This is a genomic window from Methylosinus sp. C49, assembly GCF_009936375.1.
GTDB lineage: Bacteria > Pseudomonadota > Alphaproteobacteria > Rhizobiales > Beijerinckiaceae > Methylosinus.
Genome location: NZ_AP022332.1, coordinates 2,147,971 through 2,173,374, shown reverse-complemented (window position 1 = coordinate 2,173,374; position 25,404 = coordinate 2,147,971). Strand labels below are relative to the sequence as shown.

At 63.5% G+C, this 25,404-nt stretch carries 18 protein-coding genes and 1 pseudogene; 13 read left to right on the top strand and 6 right to left on the bottom strand.

Translation table 11 applies throughout. The annotated features are described in order from the left end of the window. The first annotated feature begins 73 nt into the window (after nucleotides 1-73). Together GYH34_RS10425 and GYH34_RS10420 are read left to right on the top strand one after the other, a co-directional pair. Nucleotides 74-949 (top strand): hypothetical protein, encoded by an 876-nt coding sequence (locus GYH34_RS10425; RefSeq protein ID WP_161913518.1) that lies wholly within the window; start codon nucleotides 74-76, stop codon nucleotides 947-949. Between the two features lie 355 nt (nucleotides 950-1,304). After that, entirely contained in the window at nucleotides 1,305-3,269 is a 1,965-nt protein-coding gene (locus GYH34_RS10420; protein WP_161913517.1) for a hypothetical protein, read from the top strand. 117 nt (nucleotides 3,270-3,386) lie between these two features. Here the strand turns inward: GYH34_RS10420 and GYH34_RS10415 are convergent, their stop codons facing one another. Beyond that, on the bottom strand, nucleotides 3,387-4,172 hold the full coding sequence (locus GYH34_RS10415; RefSeq protein WP_161913516.1) for a sulfite exporter TauE/SafE family protein: 786 nt from the start codon (nucleotides 4,170-4,172) through the stop codon (nucleotides 3,387-3,389). A gap of 284 nt (nucleotides 4,173-4,456) precedes the next feature. Here GYH34_RS10415 and GYH34_RS10410 point away from each other — a divergent pair, with 284 nt between their 5' ends. From GYH34_RS10410 to glp, 5 genes are all read left to right on the top strand, one after another. Continuing rightward, nucleotides 4,457-5,416: a helix-turn-helix transcriptional regulator gene (locus GYH34_RS10410; protein ID WP_244635041.1), complete on the top strand. Its 960-nt coding sequence runs from the start codon at nucleotides 4,457-4,459 to the stop codon at nucleotides 5,414-5,416. A gap of 114 nt (nucleotides 5,417-5,530) precedes the next feature. After that, nucleotides 5,531-6,619 carry a hypothetical protein gene (locus tag GYH34_RS10405; RefSeq protein ID WP_161913515.1) on the top strand — a complete coding sequence of 363 codons (1,089 nt, stop codon included), beginning with the start codon at nucleotides 5,531-5,533 and terminating at the stop codon, nucleotides 6,617-6,619. Nucleotides 6,620-6,635: 16 nt separating this feature from the next. Next, complete coding sequence (locus GYH34_RS10400; protein WP_161913514.1) at nucleotides 6,636-8,615, top strand: molybdopterin biosynthesis protein; 1,980 nt, start codon at nucleotides 6,636-6,638, stop codon at nucleotides 8,613-8,615. After that, on the top strand, nucleotides 8,606-9,154 hold the full coding sequence (gene mobB / locus GYH34_RS10395) for a molybdopterin-guanine dinucleotide biosynthesis protein B (protein ID WP_161913513.1): 549 nt from the start codon (nucleotides 8,606-8,608) through the stop codon (nucleotides 9,152-9,154). Before GYH34_RS10400 ends, mobB begins: the two co-directional genes overlap by 10 nt. 2 nt (nucleotides 9,155-9,156) lie before the next feature. Then, a complete protein-coding gene (glp, locus tag GYH34_RS10390; RefSeq protein ID WP_024881984.1) occupies nucleotides 9,157-10,413 on the top strand; it encodes a gephyrin-like molybdotransferase Glp in 1,257 nt (418 codons plus the stop codon). 37 nt (nucleotides 10,414-10,450) lie between these two features. On the opposite strand, the gene fdhF is transcribed toward glp, so the two are convergent. Beyond that, nucleotides 10,451-13,225: a formate dehydrogenase subunit alpha gene (gene fdhF / locus GYH34_RS10385; RefSeq protein ID WP_161913512.1), complete on the bottom strand. Its 2,775-nt coding sequence runs from the start codon at nucleotides 13,223-13,225 to the stop codon at nucleotides 10,451-10,453. Between the two features lie 22 nt (nucleotides 13,226-13,247). Next, nucleotides 13,248-14,960 (bottom strand): NAD(P)H-dependent oxidoreductase subunit E, encoded by a 1,713-nt coding sequence (locus GYH34_RS10380; protein ID WP_161913511.1) that lies wholly within the window; start codon nucleotides 14,958-14,960, stop codon nucleotides 13,248-13,250. 272 nt (nucleotides 14,961-15,232) lie between these two features. Here GYH34_RS10380 and GYH34_RS10375 point away from each other — a divergent pair, with 272 nt between their 5' ends. Continuing rightward, nucleotides 15,233-16,561, top strand: a complete 1,329-nt coding sequence (locus GYH34_RS10375) for an extracellular solute-binding protein (protein ID WP_161913510.1) — start codon at nucleotides 15,233-15,235, stop codon at nucleotides 16,559-16,561. A gap of 328 nt (nucleotides 16,562-16,889) precedes the next feature. On the opposite strand, the pseudogene GYH34_RS10370 reads toward GYH34_RS10375, so the two are convergent. Continuing rightward, nucleotides 16,890-17,069, bottom strand: a pseudogene (locus GYH34_RS10370) (IS6 family transposase); the annotation flags it as partial. 234 nt (nucleotides 17,070-17,303) lie between these two features. Here GYH34_RS10370 and GYH34_RS10365 point away from each other — a divergent pair. The 5 genes from GYH34_RS10365 (at nucleotide 17,304) to GYH34_RS10345 (ending at nucleotide 23,289) form a co-directional block, all read left to right on the top strand. After that, entirely contained in the window at nucleotides 17,304-18,113 is an 810-nt protein-coding gene (locus GYH34_RS10365; protein WP_161913509.1) for an alpha/beta hydrolase, read from the top strand. A gap of 475 nt (nucleotides 18,114-18,588) precedes the next feature. After that, nucleotides 18,589-18,960 carry a DUF2946 family protein gene (locus tag GYH34_RS10360; RefSeq protein ID WP_161913508.1) on the top strand — a complete coding sequence of 124 codons (372 nt, stop codon included), beginning with the start codon at nucleotides 18,589-18,591 and terminating at the stop codon, nucleotides 18,958-18,960. 142 nt (nucleotides 18,961-19,102) lie between these two features. Next, nucleotides 19,103-19,603, top strand: a complete 501-nt coding sequence (locus tag GYH34_RS10355; RefSeq protein WP_161913507.1) for an RNA polymerase sigma factor — start codon at nucleotides 19,103-19,105, stop codon at nucleotides 19,601-19,603. A gap of 113 nt (nucleotides 19,604-19,716) precedes the next feature. After that, a complete protein-coding gene (locus GYH34_RS10350; RefSeq protein ID WP_161913506.1) occupies nucleotides 19,717-20,649 on the top strand; it encodes a FecR family protein in 933 nt (310 codons plus the stop codon). A gap of 141 nt (nucleotides 20,650-20,790) precedes the next feature. After that, nucleotides 20,791-23,289, top strand: coding sequence for a TonB-dependent receptor (locus tag GYH34_RS10345; RefSeq protein ID WP_161913505.1), 2,499 nt, complete (start codon nucleotides 20,791-20,793; stop codon nucleotides 23,287-23,289). Here the strand turns inward: GYH34_RS10345 and GYH34_RS10340 are convergent. Together GYH34_RS10340 and GYH34_RS10335 are read right to left on the bottom strand one after the other, a co-directional pair. After that, nucleotides 23,229-24,089, bottom strand: a complete 861-nt coding sequence (locus GYH34_RS10340; protein ID WP_161913504.1) for a hypothetical protein — start codon at nucleotides 24,087-24,089, stop codon at nucleotides 23,229-23,231. The two genes, GYH34_RS10345 and GYH34_RS10340, sit on opposite strands and share 61 nt — an antisense overlap. Before the next feature lie 361 nt (nucleotides 24,090-24,450). Next, nucleotides 24,451-25,080, bottom strand: coding sequence for a hypothetical protein (locus GYH34_RS10335; protein WP_161913503.1), 630 nt, complete (start codon nucleotides 25,078-25,080; stop codon nucleotides 24,451-24,453). Nucleotides 25,081-25,404 lie beyond the last annotated feature (324 nt).

Genomic DNA, 25,404 nt, shown 5'->3' with positions numbered 1-25,404 from the left:
GTTTCATAAAACCACCCGCCATGGAGCCGACGAGAAAGAGCTCGCGATCGAGGATTTTCAGAAGCACGCTCGCGTGCGCGACATCGGCGAGATCACGCGTGCGCACATCATCGCCTTCCGCGACCACCTTTTCACGACGGGCCTGAAGACGCCGACCGTGAACAAACGCGTCGGCCAGATCACGACGCTGCTCGCGACGGCGCAAAGAGCGGGATGGATCGATACTGCCATCACAGGCGGCATCTATATCGAGATCCCCGCAGGCACGAACGAGCGCGAGCCCTTCGATAGAGCAGAGCTGGACGTCGTCTTCGGCCAAGACGTGTTTCGGAAAGGAGTCCGCTCGGAAAACCCCAAGGCTGGCGGCGAGCTGGAGTTCTGGATACCTCTCGTTTCGCTCACCAGCGGCCTCATCTCGTCCGAGATCATCCAGCTCGGACCGGACACGGTCGTCCCCCACCCCGACCACCCGGAGATCATCTGCTTCGAAGTCTCGAATGCAGGCGGCCGATCGATCAAGGCCCATGCGCGGAAGCGCTATGTGCCGGTGCGGAAAGAGCTGCTGGATGGCGGCCTCCTGGCGCTCATCGAGAACGCTCGCCAAAAGGGATGGAAGACCTTGTGGGCGGCCGCCGAGCAGAAGGCGAGCGTCACCTCCGTCTCGAACATGTTTTCCTCGTTCTGGAGTGATCGCCTTCGTAACGAGCTATCGATCAAAGATCCGCTGAAAACCCTCTACTCTCTGCGGCATAATTTCCGCGACGCGCTCTCCGCCGCCGGCGCAACCGAATATGAAAAGGACCAGCTCATGGGGCATGCGGAGGCCGGCACCGGCAAGAAATACGGGACAAAGAAAAAGCCGCGCGTGGTGGACATAGTGAGGCTGAATGAATTGATTCAATCGCTGGCATGGCCGTTACTCGGCCGCATCGAATGGCCGTCACCATAGCAAGTAGAATCTGACAACAACCAACCAGACCACGTCATTCGGCTCAAAGTCCTCCCGCCCCAGCCAGAATTCCGCAAATCATTGGAATTGCTAGAAAATTTCCTCAACTGGGGCGCGTTTCCACATCCGTGTGACACATGGCTGGTACACCACGGAGATTTTCGTGCCCGCCATCCCCCATGTCGTGCGTCGCGGCGCATACTATTATTGGCGGCGGCGACTGCCATCGGCCCTTGCCGAATCGAGAAATCTGCGACCCTGATTCTCGGCCTGGGCGCCAGCAACCCCGGGAGAGCGCGCTACCTCGCGGGCCAGATTTTAAGCGCTCGCCGATCGTTGTTTCTTTCCGGCCGCCATGACCAGTCGCCTCTCCCAGCAGCAAATCCAGAAAGTGTTCCGCTTCGTCTTCACGCAACACCTCGATAAGCTCGCGGCCGTGGCGGCGCGCGAACGCGTGGATGATGGTTTCGATCCTGAGAAGAGCCGCCGCAGCGAGCGCGTGATGGGCCACGTCTATCGCCTGCTCGAGACGCGTGGCCGCGCCGCCGCCGTCGACGAACGCGCCGCCGCGCAAATGGCGGCGCAGGGGATGGCGCAGGACGAGATCGCCGAGACCGCCTTCATGCTCGATCTCATGCAGCGCCAAAACGTCGCCGCCGAAAAGAAGGAGCGACTCGCGACGCTCGTCGAGGAGGTCGGCGGTGAGCCCAATCCGATGAACATCGCGCTCGCCCAGGAGACGGTCTACCGGGCCTTCGCCGAGGCGAATTTTCAGTCGGAGCGCCGCCATGACGGCGTGCGAGTCGAGATCGAGAAGACCATCGCCGACATTCTGAGGGATCACGCCGAAGCGCCCCGCGACTCGGTCGATCACGCCGAGTCGAGGCTCGTCGTTGCGCCCCTCGCCTCATCCCCGATTGTCGTCCATCGAGAAGCGGCCGCGGAGACGGCCGAAGGCGCCCGAACCGAACATGCGGCGCTGTTGGCCGCCTCTGCGCCGCCGCCACCTGCCGACCCCGCGCCCGCGCCCGCGCCGACTCCCGCCACGGTAGCGAGAACGAAGCCGTTGACGCTCGACGAGCATCCATTCGTCGTGCTCGCCGAGGGGGTCATCAAGAAGAATACGGACGCCAAGGCTTGGGACACGAAAACGCAGCGTCAGGTGCGTCAGATTTCACGACTTTTCGCGAGGCTCCTCCTCGAGCAGGGCGTCGTCGAGTTCGAAGACATCCACCAGAGGCGCCTGGGCGATCTCGACGACCTCTTCGGCGCCGTCGCCAAGAGCTACGGCCGCAGCCCGCGGGACAATTTCCGGACGCTCGATCAGCTTCGCGCGATCGGCGCGGCCAAGCCGCCGTCGGAGCGCGGTTTGGTCGCTGGAACGGTCAATCGGCATTTTTCATTTCTGGGCCAGGTCCTCGCCCATATTCGAAGCCGCGGTCACAAGCTCGACCGAGACATCGACATGACGCTGATGCGTCGCAAGTCCACGGAACGCGGGCGCACGAAGCGCGGACTCCTGACCGAAGCCGACGCCGCAGCGATCTTCCACCTCGCCTTCTTCACCGGCTGCGCCGGTTGGAAAGACGACGAGATCTTGATCCCAGGCCCGCACGTATTCCACCGCGCGCTGTATTTCGCGACGCTCATGCTCCACTACACCGGAGCGCGGCGCGAGGAAATCTGCGGCCTCTCCGTCCGCGACGTGGCCTCCGTCGACACGGTGATCGACGGCGAGTTACAACGCCTCCACTATATAAAGGTCAGAACGAGCGAAATTCGGCGCATCAAAAATCTGTATTCCGAGCGCTCGGTCGCCCTGCACCCGGAGCTCATCCGCCTCGGCTTTCTCGATTATGTCGCGGCCGTGAGAGCGCTCGGCTATGAGATGATCTTCCCCGATCTCAAATCGCCGACATCCTCGTCCCCTCTGGGCGATCGGCTCTACGACGGGCTGCGCCAAGCCATTCCCGACGCCAAGGAGCGCAAGAAGGTCATCCATTCGATGCGCAAATCGTTCGGCAATTCATTGAAGCAGAAGGGGATTCATAGCGAGATTCGGAGCGACATCATGGGGCATTCGGGCGCTGCGCCGACCGAGGAAATCTACTGCGACGCGATCGCGCTCGCCGACATGCTGCCGACCATCATGAAGATTCCGATCGTGACGACGCATCTACAGCCGCAGCCGATCCGCCTGTTGCCTTGGGTGGAGGCAAAGCTGCCGCCGCCATTCTCGCGGAAGCGGAGGGGGACGGATGGCGCGGGTCCGGGACGCAGGCGGACGAGAAAAATAAAGGGCGAACCGGACCGCTCGTGACCCTTTGCAGACCGGGGCCATACGAACGGCGAACGTCCGGCTGCGCCGATAGGCGACATTGCCGTGTCCAGGCGAAAGGAGGTCGTCGTTTGAGGAAGAGCGGGCACTCTCGCCGATTTACTCGTGGCGCCAGACTTTCACCGACGACGCCACGAGAATCAGGGAGAGAGCCGGAATCAAGAGCTGATCCGACACGATCCCGAGAAGACGTCCGCCTATGAAAGTTCCCACTATCGAGCCCGACGCCATGATGAGGACAAACGCCTGGTTGCGCGTCACGACGCCAAAGGCGCTGTCGCGGCTGTAACGAGTGAAGCCGACGATCATGGTCGGCAGGCTCACGGCGAGCGAGAGGCTGCCGGCGAGCTTGATGTCGGCGCCGAAGAGCAGCACGAGAGTCGGAATCAGCAGTTCGCCTCCCGCGACTCCCATGAGCGAGGCGACGATCCCGATGCCGAAGCCCGCGACCACGCCGGCGACGATCAACAACAGTCCCGAGGGGTGCGCGGACGCCGTCGTCGCGCCATGTCCAAAAACCAGCGCTCCGGCGATCAGCGCCAGAAGCACGGCGAGGATTCGGTAGAGGTTGCGGGAGCTCAGCTTCGTCGCCCATCCCGCTCCGAGCCACGCGCCCACCAGACTGCCTGCGAGCAAATTGAGAATGATCGGCCAATTGGAGGCGACAGCTGCAAAAGGGACAGACGCGGCGCGAAACGGCAGAGCGGTCGCGACGACGATGAGACTCATCGCCTTGTTGAGGATGACCGCTTCGAGGGCGCGAAATCGAAACGGCCCGATGAGCAGCGGCAGTCGAAATTCGGCGCCTCCGAGGCCGATCAGCCCGCCGAGCGCGCCAATCGCTGCGCCGCCGATGAAAGCGAAAGCCTGCCTCGGTTTTGTCATGAGCCGATTGCTTCCCCCGCTCGCGCTCACAGTGGAGGGCGATGCGGGCTCTGACGGAACGGGCATAGGGGACCTCCGACGGGTTTCAGATCGAGACGTGCCTCGCAATACGCGAAACAGCACGAAATAAGATGACGTCGAAGATAGCGGTTCGCTAGCCTCGAAAACGCGGCTTCAAATGCCATGGAAAAGCGTCAATGCAAACATGAAGGGATCGAAACCAGGTGACGCTGCGTCAGAAATGTGCGAAACAATATGAAATGCAATCAATATGGATATAGGCCGTGCCGCCAGACGAACGTCGCGCCCTGACCGCCGAGGACGTCGCCGAGATGCTGCATGTCAGCAGGAGCGGTGTGTATGGGCTGATCAAGAACGGCGACATCGGCCATTACAAGGTCGGTCGAAAGATCCGATTCACCGAAGCTCATGTGCGGGAATATGTCGAACGATCCGGTACGACCGCGCGCGCAGCGATGCGCAATGGACCGTCGGCGCTCGACGAGGACCGCTATTTCGATTTGTCGCCCGAACGCCGAAACGCGAATGGCTTCGTCATCTGCGGCCAGGATCTGATACTCGACATTCTATCGAACTTCATGCGCATGCATGGCGTGATGGCGTTGCGCGCCTACATCGGCAGCTATGACAGCCTCGTTTCCCTCTACTTGGATAAGGTCAGCGCCGCCACCGCGCATCTTTGGGACAGTTCGACGGACGATTACAACGCGCCCTATGTCCGGGCGCTCGTGCCGGGCGTCCGCTGCCTGATCGTGAACGTCACCTACCGCATGCAAGGCTTTTACGTCGCCAAGGGCAATCCGAAAGGCATTCGCTCGTGGCGTGATCTATCGCGAGACGACATCACGATGATCAATCGCGAGAAGGGCGCCGGCTCACGCGTGCTGCTCGACGAAAACCTCGGCCTCCTGGGACTATACGGCAGCAAAATCAAGGGTTACGACAATGAGAACCAGTCGCATCTCACCGTGGCGAGCGCGGTGGGGAGAGGCGACGCGGATGTCGCTGTCGGCAATGAAAAAATTGCCCGACAAGTCGAGAACGTCGATTTCATTCCGCTCAAGAAGGAGCGCTACGACATCGTCATCAAGAAAGAGCAGCTCGAGACCGCCGAGATAGCGACAATGTTGAAAATCCTGCGATCCGATAGGTTCAGGAACGAATTCGAGAACATTGGCGGATATGATATCCGCGACATCGGAAAAATCGTCGCCGAAACGTGAGCCGGGCGCTCGAAAATGTGTCGATGGTTCGAGGCTCATAGTGCTCGAGCGCAATCATTGGCCTTCGACACGCGAGCGAGAAGCGAGCTCCGCAGCCTTATCGAATGGGGTTTCATGGACCACGCACTGCCGAGTCGACAGTCGCTGGAGCAGGCCGTTTCGCTGCTCGCCGCCACGACGCGCGCAGTGACGCCGCGACGCGTCGAGACTTCGGCCGCGCTTCATCGGGTCGCGGCGGCAGACATCGAAGCGCCGGCGGCGATGCCGCCTTTGCACCAGGCCCTCGACGACGGATGGGCGATCAAGGCGGATGACACGCTCGGCGCCTCGCCCTATGCGCCGGGATTTTCGAGCATCGCTCCGCGGCGTGTCAGGATCGGCGAAACGCTGCCCGATTTCGCCGACGCCGTTCTTCCATTGCCAAAAGCGTCAGAGGCGTCCGGCGCCTTCGAGATTTGCGGAACGGTCGCGCCGGGCGAAGGCATGCGCGCCGCCGGAAACGATTTGCGGCGCGGCGAGGTCATCGCCGCCGCGGGCGCCCGATTGGACGAGCGCCATATCGCTCTCATGAGAGCAGCCGAGATCGGCGACGCGCTCGTGCGCATTCCGCGCGTCCTGATCGTCGGGGCCGGCGTCGTCGGCGATTGGCTCGCGGGCCTCGCCGAGCAAGAGGGCGCCGACTGCGCCATGATCGAAGCGTCTGCGCAGGGCGACCCTTCGGACGCGGAAGATCTCATCCTCGTCGTCGATCCGAGCGAATGGCGCGATCGCACGCGGCGACACGAGAGAACGCTGTTCTCGCGCATCGCGATGCGTCCGGGAGAGATGACAGGTTGCGCGGTTCGAGAGTCGCCCCACTCATCTGAAACGGCGACCATCTTCGTCGGCGCGCGTCTCGAGTCTGCTTTGGCGGCTTGGCTCTTGCTTATCCGCCCGTGCCTGCGCCGGCTCGCCGGCGCCACTTCTCGCGACGGGGCCGCCAGCTTGCCTTCGACTCGAAAGATCGTATCTGCGCCGGGGGTCAGCGAATTGACATTGCTGCGCCGCCTGGACGGCGAGGCGAAGACGGGCGCTCGGTGGGAGCCTTTGGCGACGGGTGACATTCCCTATTCGGCGATCGCCAATGCCGACGCTTGGCTGCTCGTGGACGCCCAGTCCGAAGGCTTCGCGGCTGGTGAGATCGTGACCGGGCATTTCTTGTGAGATCGGCTCGAAGCACATGAGCAAGACCGACGGCCATCGCGACATCTCGGCAGTGACGCAAGAGCAATTCCTCACCGTGCTGTCGCGTGAGGAAGCGATGCGGCGCTTCTACGCCTGCCTCGCGATGCGGCCGCTCGGCGAAGAGACGGTCGCGCTCGCCGAGAGCCTCGGCCGCGTGACGTCGCAAACGCTTCGTTCGCCGATCGACGTTCCGCCTTTCGATCGGGCGCTGGTCGATGGCTTCGCCATCCGCGCCGGCGACGTCACGAGCGCGAGCGAGCAGACGCCGATTTGCCTCGCGCTCAATCTGGAATCGATCGCCTGCGGAACCGCTCCACGCCTCGAAGTCGCGGGAGGCTCCGCGACGCCGATCGCGACGGGCGGCCCTCTGCCGCGCGGCGCCGACGCCGTCTGCATGGTGGAGCACAGCGATCCGGGCGAGGCCGACGACGTTCTGATCCGCCGCGCGCTGGCGCCGGGGCAGAACATCGGCTTCGCCGGCGCCGATATCGCGCGCGGCGAAACGCTGCTGCGACGCGGATGCCGGATCGGCTCCCGCGAGATCGGCATGATGGCGGCCTGCGGCGTCGCCAGCGTGGCGGTCTATCGCAGGCCGCGCGTCGCGATCCTCTCGACCGGCGACGAGCTGGTCCAGCCCGGCGAGCCGCTGCGCCCAGCGGCGATCTACGACTCCAATGCGCCGATCGTCGCCGCGGCGGTGCAGGAGAACGGCGGCGCGTCGATCCTTCTCGGCGCCATAGGCGACAATGAGGCGGCGCTGGAGGCGGCTCTGCGAGATGCGCTCGCGCGATGCGACGGCGTCATTCTGTCGGGCGGCACGTCGAAAAGCGCCGGCGATCTGACCTATCGCGTCGTGGCGCGGCTCGGCGCTCCGGGGATAATCGCCCATGGCGTCGCCTTGAAGCCAGGAAAGCCGCTGTGCCTCGCCGTTGTCGATGGCAAGCCCGTGGTCATATTGCCGGGATTTCCGACCTCGGCCATGTTCACCTTCCATGATTTTGTCGCTCCCGTCATTCGCGCGATGAGCGGGCTCGCCGCACGTCTCGACGCGTCGGTCGAGGCGACCACCCCATTTCCGATCCACTCCGACCTCGGCCGGACCGAGTTCGTGATGGTGGCGTTGACGCAGCGCGAGGACGGGCTGAAAGCCTTTCCCTTGGGCAAGGGATCGGGAGCCGTTTCCGGCTTCGCCCGCGCCGACGGATTTCTGAGGATCGACGCGCTGGCCGATCATCTCGAAGCCGGCGCGCGCACGCAGGTGACGCTCTTCGATCCAGAGCTGCGCGTCCCCGATCTCGTGATCATGGGCTCGCATTGCATCGGGCTCGAAATCGTCATCGACGCGCTGGCCGAGGCGGGAATAGCCGTTCGCGTCGTCGCGATCGGCAGCATGGGCGGGCTCGCGGCCGCACGGCGGAACGAATGCGACATTGCGCCGATCCATCTGATGGACGAGAAGACCGGCGTCTATAATGCGCCCTTCCTCGGACCTGAGCAGCGTTTGGTTCGAGGATGGCGACGGATGCAAGGCCTCGTCTTTCGCGCCGGCGACGCCCGCTTCGAAGGCCGCGCCGTCGACGAGGCGATCTCCGCTGCGCTCGCCGACCCCGCCTGCATCATGATCAACCGCAATCAGGGCGCCGGCACGCGCATCATGATCGATCGGCTGATCGGCGCCGCGCGTCCGAACGGCTATTGGAATCAGCCGAGCTCGCATAACGCCGTGGCGGCGGCGGTCGCGCAGCAGCGCGCCGATTGGGGCGTCGCGATCGAGCCCGTGGCGCGCGCCTACGGACTGGGCTTTCTCCCGATCGGCGAGGAGCTTTACGACTTCGTGACCCCGCTTTCGCGGTGCGCGGTCCCCGCCGTTCACGCCTTCATCGAGGCGCTCGGTCGAGAGGATGTGCAGAGGGAGTTGGGCGGCATAGGCTTCACCGCCGGCGCGCCGAAGGAAAGCGAAACACCATGCGCGTGATCGGTTTCGCCGGCTGGAGCGGCGCAGGAAAAACCACGCTCATCGTGAAACTGGTTCCGCTTCTGCGCGAGCGCGGCCTCACCGTCTCGACGCTCAAGCACGCGCATCACAATTTCGACGTCGACAAGCCGGGCAAGGACTCGTGGCTGCATCGCGAGGCGGGCGCGACGGAGGTGCTCGTCTCCTCCGCCAATCGCTTCGTTCTGATGCACGAATTGCGCGGCGCCCCGGAGCCGCGCCTCGCCGATCTGCTGCGCATGCTCGGCCCCGTCGACCTCGTGCTGGTCGAGGGCTTCAAGACCGATCCGCACGTCAAGATCGAGGTTCATCGCGCCGCCAATGGCAAGCCGTTTCTCCATCCCGATGACGAGACGATCGTGGCGCTCGCGAGCGATCTGGCGGAAGGCGCGCTTCCTCACGCCTCGCTCGACGATGTCGAGAGAATAGCAGATCTGATCGACGCGCACGCTCGCCCGATAGACGAGACCATAGCGACGCTCGAAACAGCGTATGCGAGCTTTGATTCCGAGAAGGATTAGACATGGCGCAGCTCGGCAAGGACAGTTTTTCGGCCGGCGAGAAGCCGATGCGCGTCGATGACGCGGTCGCGCTCCTACTCGCGCGCATCCCATGCGTCGAGGGACTCGAGAGTGTTTCGCTCTTTGCCGCCGAGGGGCGCGTTCTCGCCGAGGCGCTCGTCGCGCCGATCGATTTGCCTCGCTTCGACAATTCGGCCGTCGACGGTTATGCGGTTCGCTTCGGCGATCTGACGCCGGGCGCCGAGACCATCCTCCCGGTCGGCAGCCGCGTGGCGGCGGGACATGCGCCGGAGCCGGCGTTGGAGAGCGCCGCCGCCGTGCGCATCTTCACCGGCGCGTCCATGCCGGAAGGACTGGACACCATCTTCATGCAGGAGGATTGCCGTCTGCTGGAGGACGGTTCCGTCGCGCTGCCCCCGGGCCTCACGCTCGGCGCCAACCGGCGCCTGCGCGGCGAAGACATAAGCGCCGGTGATCCGGCCTTGCCGAAGGGCCGGCGCCTCACACCGGAAGACATAGGCCTCGCCGCCGCGCTCGGCGTCGCGCATCTTCCCGTTCGGCGGCGCTTACGTGCGGCGATTTTTTCCACCGGAGACGAAGTGCTTTCCCCTGGCGAGCCATTGCGTCCGGCGGCGATCTACGACGCGAACCGTTTTCTGCTGCATGCGCTGCTCGGGCGCCTCGGCGTCGAGGTCGACGATCTCGGCGTGCTCGCCGACGATCCCGACATCATCAGCAGAGCCTTGCACGAGGCGGCGGCGACGCACGATCTCGTATTGACCTCGGGCGGCGTGTCGGTCGGAGAAGAAGACCATGTGAAGAAGGCGATCGGCGCGGAGGATTCGCTCGCCTTCTGGCGTCTCGCCATCAAGCCCGGTCGCCCCGTCGCCATGGGCGTGATCGGCGGAACGCCTTTCGTCGGCCTGCCCGGAAACCCCGTCGCCGTCTTCGTCACTTTCGTTCATGTCGTGAGGCCGCTGATCGCGGCTCTCTTAGGCGCCGCATTCGAGCCGGCGCGCAGGCTCGCGGTCACATCCGGCTTCAAATATAAGAAAAAGAAAGGGCGGCGCGAATATGTGCGCGTGTCGCTCCGCGACGACGCGACGGGCGATACGATCGCCGAGAAATATCCGGTCGAGGGCGCGGCCGTGCTGACGTCGCTCACGCGGACGCATGGCTTCGTCGAATTGGCGGAGGATGTCGAGCGCGTCGCCCCGGGCGACAAGGTCGCCTTCGTCGATTATGCGCTTTTGAGGTAATCCGCGGACGCTTCGTGAAACGTCCGCGGGCGTCGCCTTACTCTGCGGCGTTCTGCGCCAACGCCGGCCGAACCCGCGCCGCGCAGAATTTGAACTCCGGAATCTTGCCGAAGGGATCGAGCGCCGGATTGGTCAGCAGATTGGCGGCCGCTTCCGCATAGCAGAAGGGCATGAAAACGAAGTTCTCCGGCACATCGCGGTCGGCGCGCACCTTGACCTCGATCGCGCCTCGGCGCGTCTCCAGCAGGATGAAGTCTCCGGCTGCGAGCCCCATCCGCCGCATATCCTTGGGCGTCATGAAGGCGGTCGCCTCGGGCTCGATCTCGTCCAGCGTGCCGGCGCGGCGCGTCATCGAGCCTGTGTGCCAATGTTCGAGCACGCGGCCCGTCGACAACACCATCGGATAGTCCGCATCCGGCAATTCGTCCGGCGGCGATACATTGGCCGGCACGATCTTGCCGCGCCCGCTCGCTGTCGGAAAGCCGGATGCGAAGATGATCTCATTGCCCGGCTGATCCGGCGCATCGACCGGATAGGTCACGGCGCCTTCGCGCTCCAGCCGCTCCCAGGTGATGTTGTTCAGCGACGGCATCGTCCGCGCCATTTCGGCGAAAATCTCCGAGGGACCGGAATAGCTCCAGTCGCAGCCGAGGCGCTTCGCCACCTCCTGAATGATCCACCAGTCCTGCCGAGCATCGCCGGGCGGCGGCACCACCGCGCGCGCCATCTGGACGCGGCGATCCGTATTGGTGAAGGTCCCCGTCTTCTCGGCGAAGGCGGAAGCCGGAAGAATGACGTCGGCGTGGAAAGCGGTCTCCGTCACAAACAGGTCCTGCACGACGAGATGCTCGAGCTTGGCGAGCGCGGCGCGCGCATGATTGAGGTCGGGGTCCGACATTGCCGGATTCTCGCCCTCTATATACATGCCGCGGATTTCATCGGCGTGGATCGCATTCATGATCTCGACGACAGTGAGGCCGCGCTGGGGGTCGAGCTTTTGGCCCCAGAATTCCTCGAAGAACTCGCGCACCTCCGCCTTCTCGACCGATTGATAATCCGGATAAACCATCGGGATGATGCCCGCGTCCGACGCGCCCTGCACATTGTTCTGGCCGCGCAGCGGATGCAGGCCGGTCCCGGGCCGGCCGACCTGTCCAGTGACGAGAGCGAGCGCGATCAGGCAGCGCACATTGTCGGTGCCATGGACATGCTGGCTGACGCCCATGCCCCAGAAGATGATGGATGCGCGCGACTTCGCATAGGCCCGCGCCACCTCCTTGATGGTCTGCGCGTCGATCCCGCAGACCTCCTGCATTTTCTCCGGCGGAAACTCGACGATGCGTTGGCGCAGCTCCTCGTAATTCTCCGTGTAGCCGGCGATGTATTGCTCGTCGGTCAGACCTTCGGTGATGATCGTGTGCAGCATGGCGTTGAGCAGCGCCACATCCGCGCCCGGCTTGAAAGAGAGATGCTTCCAGGCGTGGCGCGACAAGGGCTGACGGCGCGGGTCCATCACCACGAGCTTGGCGCCGTGCTTCTTGACCGCGTTCTTGATGAAGCTGGCGGCGACCGGATGATTGCTCGTCGGATTGGAGCCGATAACGACGATGAGCTCGGCGTCGAGCGCCGCGATGAAGGGCGCAGTTGTCGCGCCGGAGTTCAGTCCCTCGATCAGAGCGGCGACGGAAGAGGCGTGGCAGAGGCGCGTGCAATGATCGACGTTGTTGGAGCCGAATCCCGTGCGCACGAGCTTTTGGAAGAGATAGGCCTCTTCATTCGAGCCCTTGGCGGAGCCGAAGCCGGCGAGCGCCTTCGAGCCATGCGCATCGCGCACGCGGGCGAGTCCTGCCGCCGCCGCGTCCAACGCCTCTTCCCAGCTCGCCTCGCGAAAGTGCGTGAAGGGATTGGCAGGATCGACTTGGGCGTCGGCGCTCTTCGGCGTGTTCGGCAGACGAATGAGCGGCTTGGTCAGGCGATGCGGGTGATGAATGTAATCGAAGCCGAAGCGCCCCTTCACGCAGAGACGATTATGGTTAGCGGGGCCGTTCTTGCCCTCGGCATAGACGATACGATCGTCCTTGACCTGATAAGAGACCTGACACCCGACGCCGCAGAAGGGACAGAGCGAGTCGACCGTCCGGTCGGGATGGAACTTGCGCTGCTGCGTGGCGTCGTCGATCAGCGCCGCCGGCATCAGCGCGCCGGTCGGGCAGGTCTGCACGCATTCGCCGCAGGCGACGCAGGTGGATTCGCCCATCGGATCGTCGAAATCGAAGACGATCTTCGAATGATGATTGCGATAGGCGACGCCGATGACGTCATTGACCTGTATCTCGCGGCATCCGCGCACGCAGAGGCCGCATTGAATGCAGGCGTCGAGATTGACGCGCATCGCGGGATGGCTCGCATCTCCCTCCCAGCGTTCGGCGGCCGGGAAACGGCTCGTCGTGACGCCGCTTTTCTCGGCCCAGGTCCAGAGCTTGGACGACGGATCATGCGTCGTCTCACGCGGCGGCTGATCGGCGACGATCAGCTCCATCACCATCTTACGCGCCGTGACCGCGCGGGCGCTCTGCGTCTCTACCTTCAGCCCCGCCGTCGCCTTGCGCATGCAGGAGGCCGCCAGCACCCGCTCCCCTTTGATCTCGACCATGCAGGCGCGGCAATTGCCGTCCGGGCGATAATCGGGCTCGGGCGAATAGCAAAGATGCGGGATTTCCGTTCCGACCCGCTTGGCCACCTGCCAGATCGTCTCGCCGGGCGCGGCTTCGACCGTCTGGCCGTCGAGCTCGAAAGAAATTTTGTCGGTCATCGCTTCCATCCGAAAAGATCGCTCACTCGGCCGCCTGCCGCGGCTCGATTGTAGGCCCGAAATAGCGGATCACGCTCATCAGAGGGTTGGAGGCGGCCTGCCCCAGGCCGCAGATCGAGGCGTCCCGCATCGTCTGAGACAATTCGGCGAGCAGCGCCGCGTCCCATATCGGGCGCTCCATCAGCTTCACCGCCTTGGCCGTGCCGACGCGGCAGGGCGTGCATTGCCCGCAGCTCTCATCCTCGAAGAAGCGCATGAGATTGATAGACACGTCGCGTATGTCGTCCTTGTCGGAGAGCACGACGACGGCGGCGGAGCCGATGAAGCAGCCATATTCCTCGAGCTTGCCGAAATCGAGCGGGATATCCCCCATGGAGGCCGGCAGAATGCCGCCCGAGGCGCCGCCCGGCAGATAGGCCGCGAAGCTTTGGCCCTCCGCCATGCCGCCGCAGCATTCGTCGATGAGCTCGCGAATGGTGAGGCCGGCGGCCGCGAGCTTCATGCCCGGCTCCTTGACGCGGCCGGAGACGGAATAGCTGCGCAGACCCTTGGAGCCGTTGCGGCCCTGGCTCGCCCACCAATCGCCGCCCTTCTCCAGAATGTCGCGCATCCAATAGAGCGTCTCGACATTGTTGATGAGCGTCGGACGGCCGAAGAGCCCCACCTGGAACGGAAAGGGCGGCTTCTGCCGCGGCAGCCCGCGCTTGCCTTCGACGCTCTCGATCAGCGACGATTCTTCGCCGCAGATGTAAGCGCCGGCGCCGCGGCGCAGATGAACCTGCGGGCCGCCCGGCGGGAGCTTCGCGATCTCGCGCCGCAGAATTTCATGGATTGCCGGATATTCGTCGCGCAAATAGATATAGACGTCGGTGACGTCGACGACATGCGCGCCGATCAGCATCCCTTCGAGGAAACGATGCGGATCGCGCTCGAGATAATAGCGGTCTTTGAACGTGCCAGGCTCGCCCTCGTCGCCGTTGACGCACATGAGGCGCGGCCCCTTCTCGGCCCTCACCGAGCGCCATTTGCGGCCTGTCGGAAAACCGGCGCCGCCGAGGCCGCGCAGACCCGAATGATCGAGGCCGTCGAGGACCGCATCGACGCTGAATTCGCCCGTACGGATTTTCGCCAGCAGCGCATAGCCGCCCGCCGCGACATAGGCCTCATAGCCGATGTACTCGGGAATATCGGGATGGGTGTGGCCGTGCGCGGCCGCGTGCAGCACTGTCTCGACCGTCGCCGCATCGACGAAATAATGACCGACCTCGGCGACCGGCGCCGTGTCGCAGCGGCCGACGCATGGCGCGCGCAGGATGCGAATGTTCGGACCGGCCTTCGCCTGCAATTCCGCGAACAGCCGCTCCGAGCCGTGGATCATGCAGGAGACCGACTCGCAGACCCGGATGGTGATCGGTGGAATTTTCGGATCGCCCTCCTTCACCACGTCGAAATGCGCGTAGAAGGTCGCTGTCTCGAAGACCTCGGCGAAGGACAGGCCCATCTCATCGGCGAGGCTCGCGAGATGCGCGGCGGAAATCTGCTGATAGCGATCCTGAATGAGATGCAGATATTCGATCAGAAGGTCGCGCTGGCGCGATCTGTCGCCCAGCAGCTCGGCGATCTCATGCGCGGCGTCGGGATCGATCTGACGACCTTTCGGCGTCGCGCGACCCCGGCGGCGCCCAGCGCCAGGATGCTCGAATTTGAGAACGTCATGGACGTCATGCTTGCTCACGCCAGTGGCCCTTTTTCGAATTCGAGAGCAGTTCTCTCGAGCCGTTCTTCCGCAATCGATTTTCGTACGGTCGCAGCGAAGCGGCCGCAGAGAGCGGCTGATCGGGCATATTATATACAAGCTTTACATGTCGATGATTAGCAAGTTTTTTGGGCGGCTGCCGCTAGAAACGGCGCCATATGCCTATTTTCACCACCTCTGTCTATATTGACTTTCAATGCTGCGCTGCAATATCTCTATAAACATGTAATTTGAACACATAGCGAGGCTCCATGGCGTTGTTCTCCTCCTCCCCGACGCGCCGGAGCTTGCTTATCGGCGCTGCGCCCGCGGCGTTCGCTCTCACTTGCGGCCTGTCGCCGCGTGCGCGCGCCGATAACGCCCCGCTCATCGTGGTGACCAGCTTTCCCGAAGAGCTCACGACGCGATACGAGCGGGAGTTCGAACGACGACACCCGGAGGCCCATGTCCAATTCGTCTGGAAGCATTCACGCGACGCTCTCGCTCTGCTGAGCGGACCAGACCAGGGAGGCGTCGACGTCTATTGGGCTCCTTCTCCCAACTTCCCGCTTCTGCGTGATCAGGGAGCGCTCCGCCCGATCGTCGTCGATCGCGCGGTGCTGCCGGGGCGCGTCGGCAATCAGTCGCTATCGGATTCGTCAGGGATGTACGAGGCCTATGACCTCGCAGGCTACGGCTTCGCGCTCAATCCCTCTCTGCTTCGAGAGCGCGGCCTGCCCGAGCCGAAAAGCTGGGGTGATCTCGCCTCGCCCATTTTTGCCGATCAAATCGTCGTTCCCATTCCGAGCAAGGTCGGATTTGCGCCGGCTTTATATGACGTCATCTTGCAAGCAGAGGGCTGGGAGCGCGGCTGGGCGATCGTGAGCGAGCTCATCGCTAATGCTCGCCTCGTCGCGCACGGGCGCGGTCCGGCCGCCGCGGTCGAGGAGGGCGAAGCGCCGATCGGACTGACGATCGATTTCCTGGCGCTCTCGGCTCGCGCCAATGGCGCGCCGATCGCCTTCGCCTATCCAGCGCGCACCGCATTTCTGCCGAGCAATATCGCCGTCACCTCGTCGACCCGGAAGTTCGATACGGCGAAGGCATTCGTCGACTTCGTCCTCTCCTGCGACGGACAGAAAATATTGCTGGAAGCGGACAGCGTACGGCATCCGGCGCGTCCCGACGCCTATCGTCCGACCGGGAGCGAGGCTCGCATCAATCCTTTCGACCTGCGCAGAGAGAATATTTTCGACTATGACTTCGACCTCGGACGTCATCGGCCGGGAATCGTTCGTGCGCTATTCGACATCGCCTTCGCGACGCGCCATGCCGAGGTGACGACGCTCTGGCGGTCTATCCACGACGCAGAGGCTCGGCTCGGCAATGCGACAGGTAAAGATGCCGAGCGAATCGCGGAGGCGCGTCGCCTCGCCGGTTCGGTTCCTGTCTCCACTCGCCAAGCCGATCGTGCGGAATATCTCGCGCAATTCGCGGGTCGCGATGCGCCGGATGCGGAGATTATGGAGCGATGGAACGCCGAGCTCGCCGCTTCGAGAGCGACAGCGATTGCGTTGCTGCACGCCGCGTTTCCCGGTTGAATAATAGCGTCCCATCTTGATGGAGCAGCGCGGTCCAGCGTGCCGATATGTCGGCGAGGATAAACATCATAGTCGCGCCCGCGTAGCGTTCGAACGGCTGTGTTCAGGCGATCCAACGCGACGAATGTCCGCAAACTCCAGGGAAAGCGGCCCCTCTGGTCGTCCGCGACGAGTGACGGCTCATGGCGCGAGTTCCCCCTTCCGGCGTAGGAGGAACTGTGACATTACAGACCTGTCGCGCCGATAGGCCCAACGTCGGGTTCCGCCGGAAAGCCGACATTCCCACCCGGCCGAAAGTAAGCGCGGTCAAGCCTTTGCCTTTGGCGCCGCGGCGAAGCTCGACGATTTCGTCGAGAACATAACCGTCCCGATCGCCCTGCCGCCAGAGGTAGCGTCTCTCGCCGTTGATCGATATGACGACTATCCTGCGTTCGAGCAGCATTTTCTCTACGAGCCGCAGGCTGAGTGGGAATCGAGAATAGAGCCAGACGGCAGGGGTTCCTCGCATCGTTTGGCTTGGGCTCGCCAGACTACGACGCGCAGCTCCACGCTATTCGCGGCTTGCTGCGCCTGCTCCGCCTGGACGGCTGGCAGTTACGGCCATTTCGACGGCGGAGATGTCATCGGTTCTTGAAGCGGTTCGGTGCAAGAGTGCGGATTCCGATTTAGGCCGGCCGGGTAAGCCGACTTGAAGGCGACCGGCTTAGTCGGAATCCGCAGCAAGAGGATGCAGGAACATCTCATGACATTTCGGGACGACGACCTGACCTACCTTGAGGAACACGGGCTGCCTGATCTCCCTGCGACCATGCTAGAGGACTTCGTCACACACGATCAGGCGCGTATTTGGTTCGCCGTGGCAGGCTCGGGGCGGACAGTCATTCTGCTCCACGGCGGTCTCGGTAACAGTGGTAACTGGAGCTACCAAGTGCCGGCCCTCCTGGCCGCCGGCTGCCGCACCGTCGTGGTCGACAGCAGAGGCCAAGGACGAAGCGGCCGAGATGATCGGCCCTATAGTTACTATAGGATGGCTGCGGACGTTCGCGCGGTCATGGATCGTCTGGAGATCGATCGGGCCGTATTCATCGGCTGGAGCGACGGGGCGGATACCGCCCTTGCCTTGGCCGAGGGAACTCCGGACCGTGTAAACGGTATTCTGTTCTTCGCCTGCAACGTGGATTCGAGCGGGACCAAACCCTTCGAGTTCACTCCGGTCATTGGTCGGATATTCCAACGCCACGTCGACGACTACACCGCCCTGTCCCCGACGCCCGACGGTTTTAAGGCGATGTCAGAGGCGCTGGAGGCGATGCAACGGACGCAGCCCGAGTACACGGCCGACGATCTAGGACGCATCAACGTGCCGGTATTGGTCGTCATCGGGGAGCGCGACGAGTTCATCAAGCTCGAGCACATGGCATACTTGGCGCTCGCGCTACCCGATGCGACTCTACAGGTATTGCCGGAGGTCAGTCATTTCGCGCCGCTTCAGCGGCCGGCGACCTTCAACGCGGTCATGTTGGAATTCATTGCGCGTGTGGTTGGTGAATGAACGCGAGCTTGCGCATGCGGCGAGATCGGCCTTCGCCTCTTCGGCTCCTTGCGCTTCTTCCGGGACCGTCAGGAATCTTGTGTGCGGGGACAGAAAGTCGCCAAGCGACCTTCAGCCGGACCGCGCAGGCTTCGAGTGTCTATAGCCAGCCGATCCGTTTCGCGAACGTCCGCGAAATCCAGGGAAAGCGGTCCCTCGAGTCGCCCGCGACGAATGTCCGCTCGTGGCGCGAGTTCCCCGTTCGACGGCGAAGGGGGAACTGTGACCCATAACAGTCTCGTCCCGTCCACGGGGCCTACGACCGGTTGCGCCGAAAGCCGACATTCCCGGCGCTCTGGCTGCGGCACCTAAGCGACTATCTGACAATGTTTTCATAACCGTGCCGCCGCGGCCTTGACAGCAGTGTCGGCTGCCGTTCTCAATCTTTCTCATGGAGAGGGTCTCGATAGGGGTGATCTCGGCTGGGCGGGGGCTATTGCCCTACCTCATCGCCTTTTTGTTTGTACTCAAAGCAGCAGCTCCCATAATTTCAATTTCATGGACGGCTCCGCATCTGAATGACCCGGGCTGGAGCGTCGACAAATTCGATGTTCGCCCGCCGTGCAGCGCCAAGGCGGGCGAACAGGACTCGCCTGCTCATGGTCACCAAGAGCACGGGGAATGCATTTGCTGCGCTTCGAGCTCTCGCGACGATCTGACCGCGATCGCCGCCTCCGTGCTGGCGGCGAGCTATTTACTCGCTGATTTGGCGCCGAGTTCGAAGGCCGAGCTCGATTATGAAATTGTGTTTTGGCGTGCGCCAGGCTGGACGCGCGCTTGGTCGTCACGAGCGCCGCCAGCCGTCTGAGAAGATCGGCCGTCCGCCGTCGAACGAGCGGCGGGAGACCGGCACGCCTCGGAAGGCCGTCCCCGACGCCGGTCTCGCGACCGCTGGGGCGCTGGACCGCGCGCCATTCGATTCCCCTTTGCGTCCATCAGGTTCGTCGCCTATGTCCGACAGCAAATTCGGCATTCTCGCCCAAGCCTTCTTCCTCCGCCAACCCGATCTGCTCAGATTTCTCAAGCGCAGGGTGGGGTCTCAGGACGCGCCGGATCTGCTCCAGGAGACCTATGTCAGGGTGCGCCGTTACGCGGCGAGCGAGGCGATTTCGAACCCGGAAGCCTTTCTCTTCAAGACGGCGAGCAATATCGCCAAGAACCATCGATCCCGCATCGAGATGGAGCAGAGATATGTGGACGCCGGCGATGTTCCCGAGGACGTTCCAGAAGCCTACCCGCTCCAGGATGATCAATTCGACGGGCAGCGCCGCGTGCAGCGCCTCGAGGAGGCGATCTTGAGCCTGCCCCCGCGCTGTCGAGAAGTGTTCATCCTGCTGCGCATAGAGGAGCTTCCGGCCGAAGAGGTCGCTCGCCGGCTCGGCATTTCCCGCAACATGGTCCAGAAGCACTTGCATCTGGCGCTTCAGCGCTGCCATGACGTGCTGGAGTGAGGTCGTTTTGCAAGCTTCGATATCAAAGCGTCGGCGAAGGCCTTCCCGGAGAAGGCCGCCATCTCCCGACGCGGCGCGGTCAATTTCGATCGGCTCTTCGGGAGGAAGCCTGAATGCGTAGCGACCCGTCGCCTTCCGGAGACCAGCAGCGGCGCGAGGCCGCGATCGATTGGCTGTCGCGAATCAGAACCGGAGCGATGACGCGCGCGGATCGCGACGCCTTCGACGCATGGCTCTCGGCGGATGAAGCCAACCGCGCCGCCTTCGAAAAGGCTTTCTCCCTATGGCGAGATTTGAAAGGCGTCTCGATCCCGGCCGCCGCGGCGGCGTCCCGACGGCCGCGCTGGCCGCTGGTGGCGGCCTCTCTCTCCGCAATCCTGTTCCTCGTCTATTTCGGGAATGATCTCGTAATCTTCTGGCGAGCGGATTTCTCCACAGGCGTCGGAGAACTGAAGACCGTGACGCTAGAGGACGGATCGCGGATAGAGCTCAACGCCGATACGGCGATCGTCGAACATTATTCCGGCGACCGACGGCGTCTCACGCTTCTGAAGGGCGAGGCCTGGTTTGCCGTGGCGAGCGATCCGGTCCGGCCATTCGTCGTCGAAGCGGCAGGAGGGACGACGACGGCCCTGGGAACCAGCTTCGATATTGCGATGAGCGCAGGAAGGGCGCAGATCTCGGTCACCGAGCATAAGGTCACTGTCGCCGCCGCGGGGCGGACAGCGATCGTCGAGGAAGGACAGCAATTGTCCTACAGCCCTGATCTTCCCGCCCAGGCCGCGCATCCCGCGGATGTCGAGGACGAAGCGGCGTGGCGGCGCGGATATCTCATCTTCCACGACAAGCCGCTCGCCGATGTCGTCGCCGCCGTCAACCGACATTTCCACGGCCGTATCCTCATCATGACCCCGTCGATCCGCGACCGAAAGATCAACGGCCTGTTCCGGACATCGGAGCCCCTGGAGTCCATTCGCGCGATCGAGCTGTCGCTCGGCATAAGAGCGGCATATCTAGGAAACTACATAATAATTTTATGGAACTGAACCGTCGTCTGTCGCCTGTGGTCGCAACAGCGCGCAAATTCATCGCGACCCGACGTCAACAATCGGCCGCGCCGATTGTCTGAATCATTAGAGGCGCTTTTTTTACCCGCCTCCGAATGATGCGACGGGAGGCGACGCAAAATGAAAAAGAAGCATGAGCCGCTTGGAGCCGCGGCGGCCTTCGGACTGCTCGTGCTTGGCCCTGGCGTCGGCGCTCTGGCGCTGGATGCGTCGCCCGCCTGGGCGGCGCTCGAGACGAAAAATTATGAAATTCCGCCCGGGCCCGTCGCTACGGCGCTGCGCCGCTTCGCCGAGAAGAGCGGCGCGATATTGGTCTATGACTCCGAGTTGACGAGAGACAAGACGACCGCGGGCCTCGACGGCGCCGCCACGATCAACGAAGGGCTCGCGAGGCTTTTGTCGGGCACCGGCCTCTCCTACACGCTCGCGCCCGGCGAGAAGGCCGTTTCGATCGTGCTGGCGCAGAACGACACAGAAACGCGGAACGACGCGAGCGGCGCGACGCCGCTGCCGGCGATCGACATCGGCGCCGAAGGGAGACAGCCCCAAGCAACCGAACAGCCGGGCCTCGGCCAGGGCCCCGGAGACAGGCGCACCGGCTATCGCGCGGAAAGCGCGCCGACTACATTGAAATTCGACGCGCCACTGATGAAGACGCCGATCTCGGTCGGCGTCGTGACGCGCCAAGCGATGGACGATCAGCAGGCGATCTCGGTCGGCGATGCGCTTTTCACCAACGTCAGCGGCGTCACGCCCTCGACCGCGCAGCTCGACGTGTTCAAGGTTCGCGGCTTCTTCAACGTGCTCGGCAATATGTACAAGAACGGCCTGATGGAATATCGGGTGCGCAACCTCGACACGACCAATCTCCAGTCGATCGAAGTGCTGAAAGGCCCTGCGGCGATGGAATTCGGCAGAGGCGAGCCGGGCGGCATTATCGATCTCGTGGTCAAGCGGCCGCTGGCGACGCCATACTACTCCGTTCAGGAGCAGGTGACGTCCTATAGCGGAACACGGACGACGATCGACGCCACCGGGCCACTGACCGAAGATAAATCTCTGCTGTATCGCGTCAACGGCACTTTTTTTCGCACCGACTCCTATCGAAATTTCGTGACGGACCGAAATTTCTTCGTTGCTCCGACGATCAGCTATCATCCTGTCGAGCAGTTCCGCATCAATGTCGATTTCGAATATCAGAACAGGACCTGGGTCGACGATTATTTCATCCTTCCGGCCGTCGGCGGCGCCCCGGCCAATATTCCCGTCGGCCGCTATCTGTCTTCGGCCTCGCTCATGAGCGGTATGCCGGACCACGTCGAGCGCAAGCGCATCGCCTATGACATGAGCTATGAATTCCTGCCCGGCTGGAGTTTGACCAATCGGCTAAGCTACACCAGCATGGCGACGAGAAACGTGAATATCGCGCCTTTGGGATTCGATCAGTCGACGGGAGTGCTCAGCCGCTATGCCTTCGTCGTTCCGGGCACAGTCGACCAGACTTTCGCGACCAATCTCGATCTGAAAGGCAAATTCGAAACTGGACCGGTCGGCCATTCGATCTTGCTCGGGCTCGACGCGCTCAAGAATTATCTCCCGATCAATTTGCAATATCAGCCGATACTGAGCTCCATCAACATTTACGCGCCGAACTCATGGCAGATCGAGAATCCCTATAGCAATCCCGTTTACAGCAAGTCCGGTCAGAAATGGACGGGCATTTACGGCCAGGACATGCTCTCCTTCTTCGACGACACGGTTCACCTATTGCTGGGAGGACGCTTCGATTGGGCGGAGACGAGCAACAATAAGAATCTCAAATCCTATGTCGGCGCGCTGGCGAGCTATGTGAGCACATACAATACCGCGTTCAGCCCGCGTGTCGGCATCGTCTATCAGCCGCAGCCATGGCTCTCGCTCTACGGCAATTTCACGCAATCTTTCGGCGTGGCCAATTCGACGCGCGTCGGAGTTCCGCTCGCGCCGCAGAAAGGCGAGATGTACGAAGGCGGGCTGAAGGCCGAGCTTCTCGACAAGCGCCTCACCTTGACCATGTCATACTTCGACATTTTCAAGACCAATGTTCCTTATACCGATCCGACCAACGCCAACAACACGCTGCTGATCGGCAAGGCGCGCAGCCAAGGCTTCGAATTCGACCTTAACGGCCGCATAAACGACAATTGGAGCGTCATCGCCAATTATACGCATGACGATGTGCGAACCGTCGAGGGCGCGAACTCCTACAATCCAATGACGCTCATCACGACGCAGCTCGCCATCGCCGGTTCGAAGCTGCCGGGCAGTCCACGCAACTACGGCAATCTCTGGGTGAAATACGACGCCGATGGAGAATGGAGCGGTTGGAGTCTCGGCGGCGGTCTCACCGTCGTCGAAAGCGCGCTCGGCGACAATGCGAACTCCTTCGTTCTGCCCGGATACACACTGGTCAACGGCATGATCGCCTACAGCACGAAGATCGCGGGCTATACGGTGACGGGCCAGCTGAACGTCAAGAATATCGGCGACGCGACCTATTATCAGACAGCCGCCGATCGTTACACGATACTGACCGGTGTGCCGCGCACCTTCCTCGGCTCGCTGCGGCTGGAGTTTTGATCAAACGACGGAGAGGATCGCAGTAGCGAAGGTCCGCGAAATCCAGGGACACCGGACCTTCGCAGGGTCCAGGTCGAATGTCCCCTTATGGCGCCTTCCGGCCACAGCAGATGGGTCGCGCCAAGTAGGCTTTGCATCATAAACCAGAGGGGAATGATTGTCCTTCTCCCGTCGCGCGCCCCGCGGGAATCGCAGGATCCCATCGGAAACGCGTGCCATACCAGCGCGCCTCTCCGCCTCATCGAGGACCGCGACCGCAACAGCGTGCTGGGCTCGCGGCGGCGCGTTAGACTCGGCCGCGGACTGTCAACAGGCGCGCGACGACGTCGTGGAGCAAGTCGGCATCCCGGGCTCATGCATTCCTTGCGCGAATCCTCGAGCCCCGCCTTGGCGTTCTTCGCCCTGCTTTTCGCGCCGCCGTTGCGGACCGTCCGCTCCAGCAGAGCGGCGATGTCGTCCCCAATCAGGAAGCGACGGTCGAGCAGTGCGTCGGCGATGCGCTCGACGTCGGCGCGGCGGTGGCGGATCAGGTCGAGCGCGCGGGCGTGCAGCCGGGCGAGATCCGCGTCCACGGCGGCGCGCAACGCGTGGTCGAAGGACAGGGACGCCGCCGCGTCGGGCCGGTGCCGCAGCGTGTCGCCCAGCCCGTGGGAGCCGTGTCCGTCGGCCAGCGCGCGCGTCGCGACTGCCAGATCGACCACGGCGCCGGTGGACGCCGCGCCGAGGACGACCTCCTCGGCGGAACGTCCCGCGAGTAAGATCACGACGCCGGCGTCGAGATCGGCGCGCGTCGGGAACATCGAGGGACGCCCGGCGGCGCGGCTCCCCGCCGGAGTCGCCGCGCGCGACGATCGACGTCGAGGCGATGGTCAGCCCGGCCTCGCGATAGGCGACGCAATGCCCGGCCTCGTGGACGGCGGCGACGCGCCGGTCAGCGGGCGAGCGATGATCGGGCGGCGCGATCACACGCAGCAGGTCGTCGAGCGTCGGCGCGCGCCCAGCGTCGCGGGCTAGGCGCAGCGTGTCGTCGGCCCATTGCGCGGCCTGCGCGGGAGTGGCGCCAGGCGCGAGGCTCGCCGCAGGAACGAGATCGACGCCGGCGAGCGAGGCCCCGAGGTGATGGCTCGCCGCGGCCGCACGCGATAGAATTGCGGGGTTGCGTCAGGCTCGGAAAGCGGAGCGCGCGTCGAGGCGGATCTCTTCCCACGCGCGCGTCACGCTGCGCGGGCTGCCCAACACGAGCTTGCCGGCGTCGTCGAGCGACCGGACGGGGACGTCTCTCGACAGAACACGGACGTCCGGCCGGCCGTGCACCGGTTCGAGCGCACGGTCGTGCGCGAGCTCCTCGCGGACGCGAATGTCGCGCGGCTGCGCCTGGGCGCGGATTTCCGATCCGGCGAGAACAGCCCAACGCCCGCCCGCTTCGGCGACGGCGGCTCTATAGCCCATGTCTCTCAGGATCCAGACGCGGCCCGCATCGAAGGGCGTCACGAATCCGTCGAGGTCGTTAGGCTCAATGGCGCGCTCGGAGTCGTGGACGGTCCTCTCCTCGAGGAGATCGACGCCCGCCACCGAGAGATAGAGACGCGCTCGCTCGAACAACGGCAACGCGGCCTGGAAAGCCGTCCTCGACGGAGGATTGGCGTCCACGCCAGACATGACGTCGCAGCGTCCGGCGGCGATGAGATGGCTGTGCAAAAAATACTGCAACGCGTGAGCGATCCGCTTGTCCACCGCTGGGCCATAGATGATGGCCGCGCGCGTGCACCAAGCGAATTCGCGGTCCCGCATGTGATGAGCGAGACGATTGCGCACATCGAGCGTCTCGCCCGCACGCGCCATGACGACATCCGCCCAATCGTCGTTGAGGAGAAGATAGGCGGCAGGCGTGCGGAGCGGCAGAGCGCGAAGGTGGAAAGGGAGCTATTCGCGAGCGACGGCCACAAAAAGACCCGCGGCGTCGCATCCGGTGATCGCCGGACTGGCGTGTCGCGTCGGCGACGGATCGGATGCAGGCTGGACGCAGATCGGGTCGAGACGACCGAGGTGTTTGGACCCTCGCGTTGCGCAGGGGCCGAAGCGCAAGCCGCAGCCGTTCTGGATGGATTCCGCTCA

What these genes read in the sequence shown, in the direction of transcription:
- GYH34_RS10405 (WP_161913515.1), top strand. Translation starts at nt 5,531, where the DNA reads ATGGACCACGCACTGCCGAGTCGACAGTCGCTGGAGCAGGCCGTTTCG.
- GYH34_RS10355 (WP_161913507.1), top strand. Translation starts at nt 19,103, where the DNA reads ATGTCCGACAGCAAATTCGGCATTCTCGCCCAAGCCTTCTTCCTCCGC.
- mobB (WP_161913513.1), top strand. Translation starts at nt 8,606, where the DNA reads ATGCGCGTGATCGGTTTCGCCGGCTGGAGCGGCGCAGGAAAAACCACG.
- GYH34_RS10400 (WP_161913514.1), top strand. Translation starts at nt 6,636, where the DNA reads ATGAGCAAGACCGACGGCCATCGCGACATCTCGGCAGTGACGCAAGAG.
- GYH34_RS10335 (WP_161913503.1), bottom strand. Translation starts at nt 25,080, where the DNA reads ATGCGGGACCGCGAATTCGCTTGGTGCACGCGCGCGGCCATCATCTAT.
- GYH34_RS10345 (WP_161913505.1), top strand. Translation starts at nt 20,791, where the DNA reads ATGAAAAAGAAGCATGAGCCGCTTGGAGCCGCGGCGGCCTTCGGACTG.
- GYH34_RS10340 (WP_161913504.1), bottom strand. Translation starts at nt 24,089, where the DNA reads ATGTTCCCGACGCGCGCCGATCTCGACGCCGGCGTCGTGATCTTACTC.
- fdhF (WP_161913512.1), bottom strand. Translation starts at nt 13,225, where the DNA reads ATGACCGACAAAATTTCTTTCGAGCTCGACGGCCAGACGGTCGAAGCC.
- GYH34_RS10350 (WP_161913506.1), top strand. Translation starts at nt 19,717, where the DNA reads ATGCGTAGCGACCCGTCGCCTTCCGGAGACCAGCAGCGGCGCGAGGCC.
- GYH34_RS10375 (WP_161913510.1), top strand. Translation starts at nt 15,233, where the DNA reads ATGGCGTTGTTCTCCTCCTCCCCGACGCGCCGGAGCTTGCTTATCGGC.
- GYH34_RS10365 (WP_161913509.1), top strand. Translation starts at nt 17,304, where the DNA reads ATGACATTTCGGGACGACGACCTGACCTACCTTGAGGAACACGGGCTG.
- GYH34_RS10415 (WP_161913516.1), bottom strand. Translation starts at nt 4,172, where the DNA reads ATGACAAAACCGAGGCAGGCTTTCGCTTTCATCGGCGGCGCAGCGATT.
- glp (WP_024881984.1), top strand. Translation starts at nt 9,157, where the DNA reads ATGGCGCAGCTCGGCAAGGACAGTTTTTCGGCCGGCGAGAAGCCGATG.
- GYH34_RS10420 (WP_161913517.1), top strand. Translation starts at nt 1,305, where the DNA reads ATGACCAGTCGCCTCTCCCAGCAGCAAATCCAGAAAGTGTTCCGCTTC.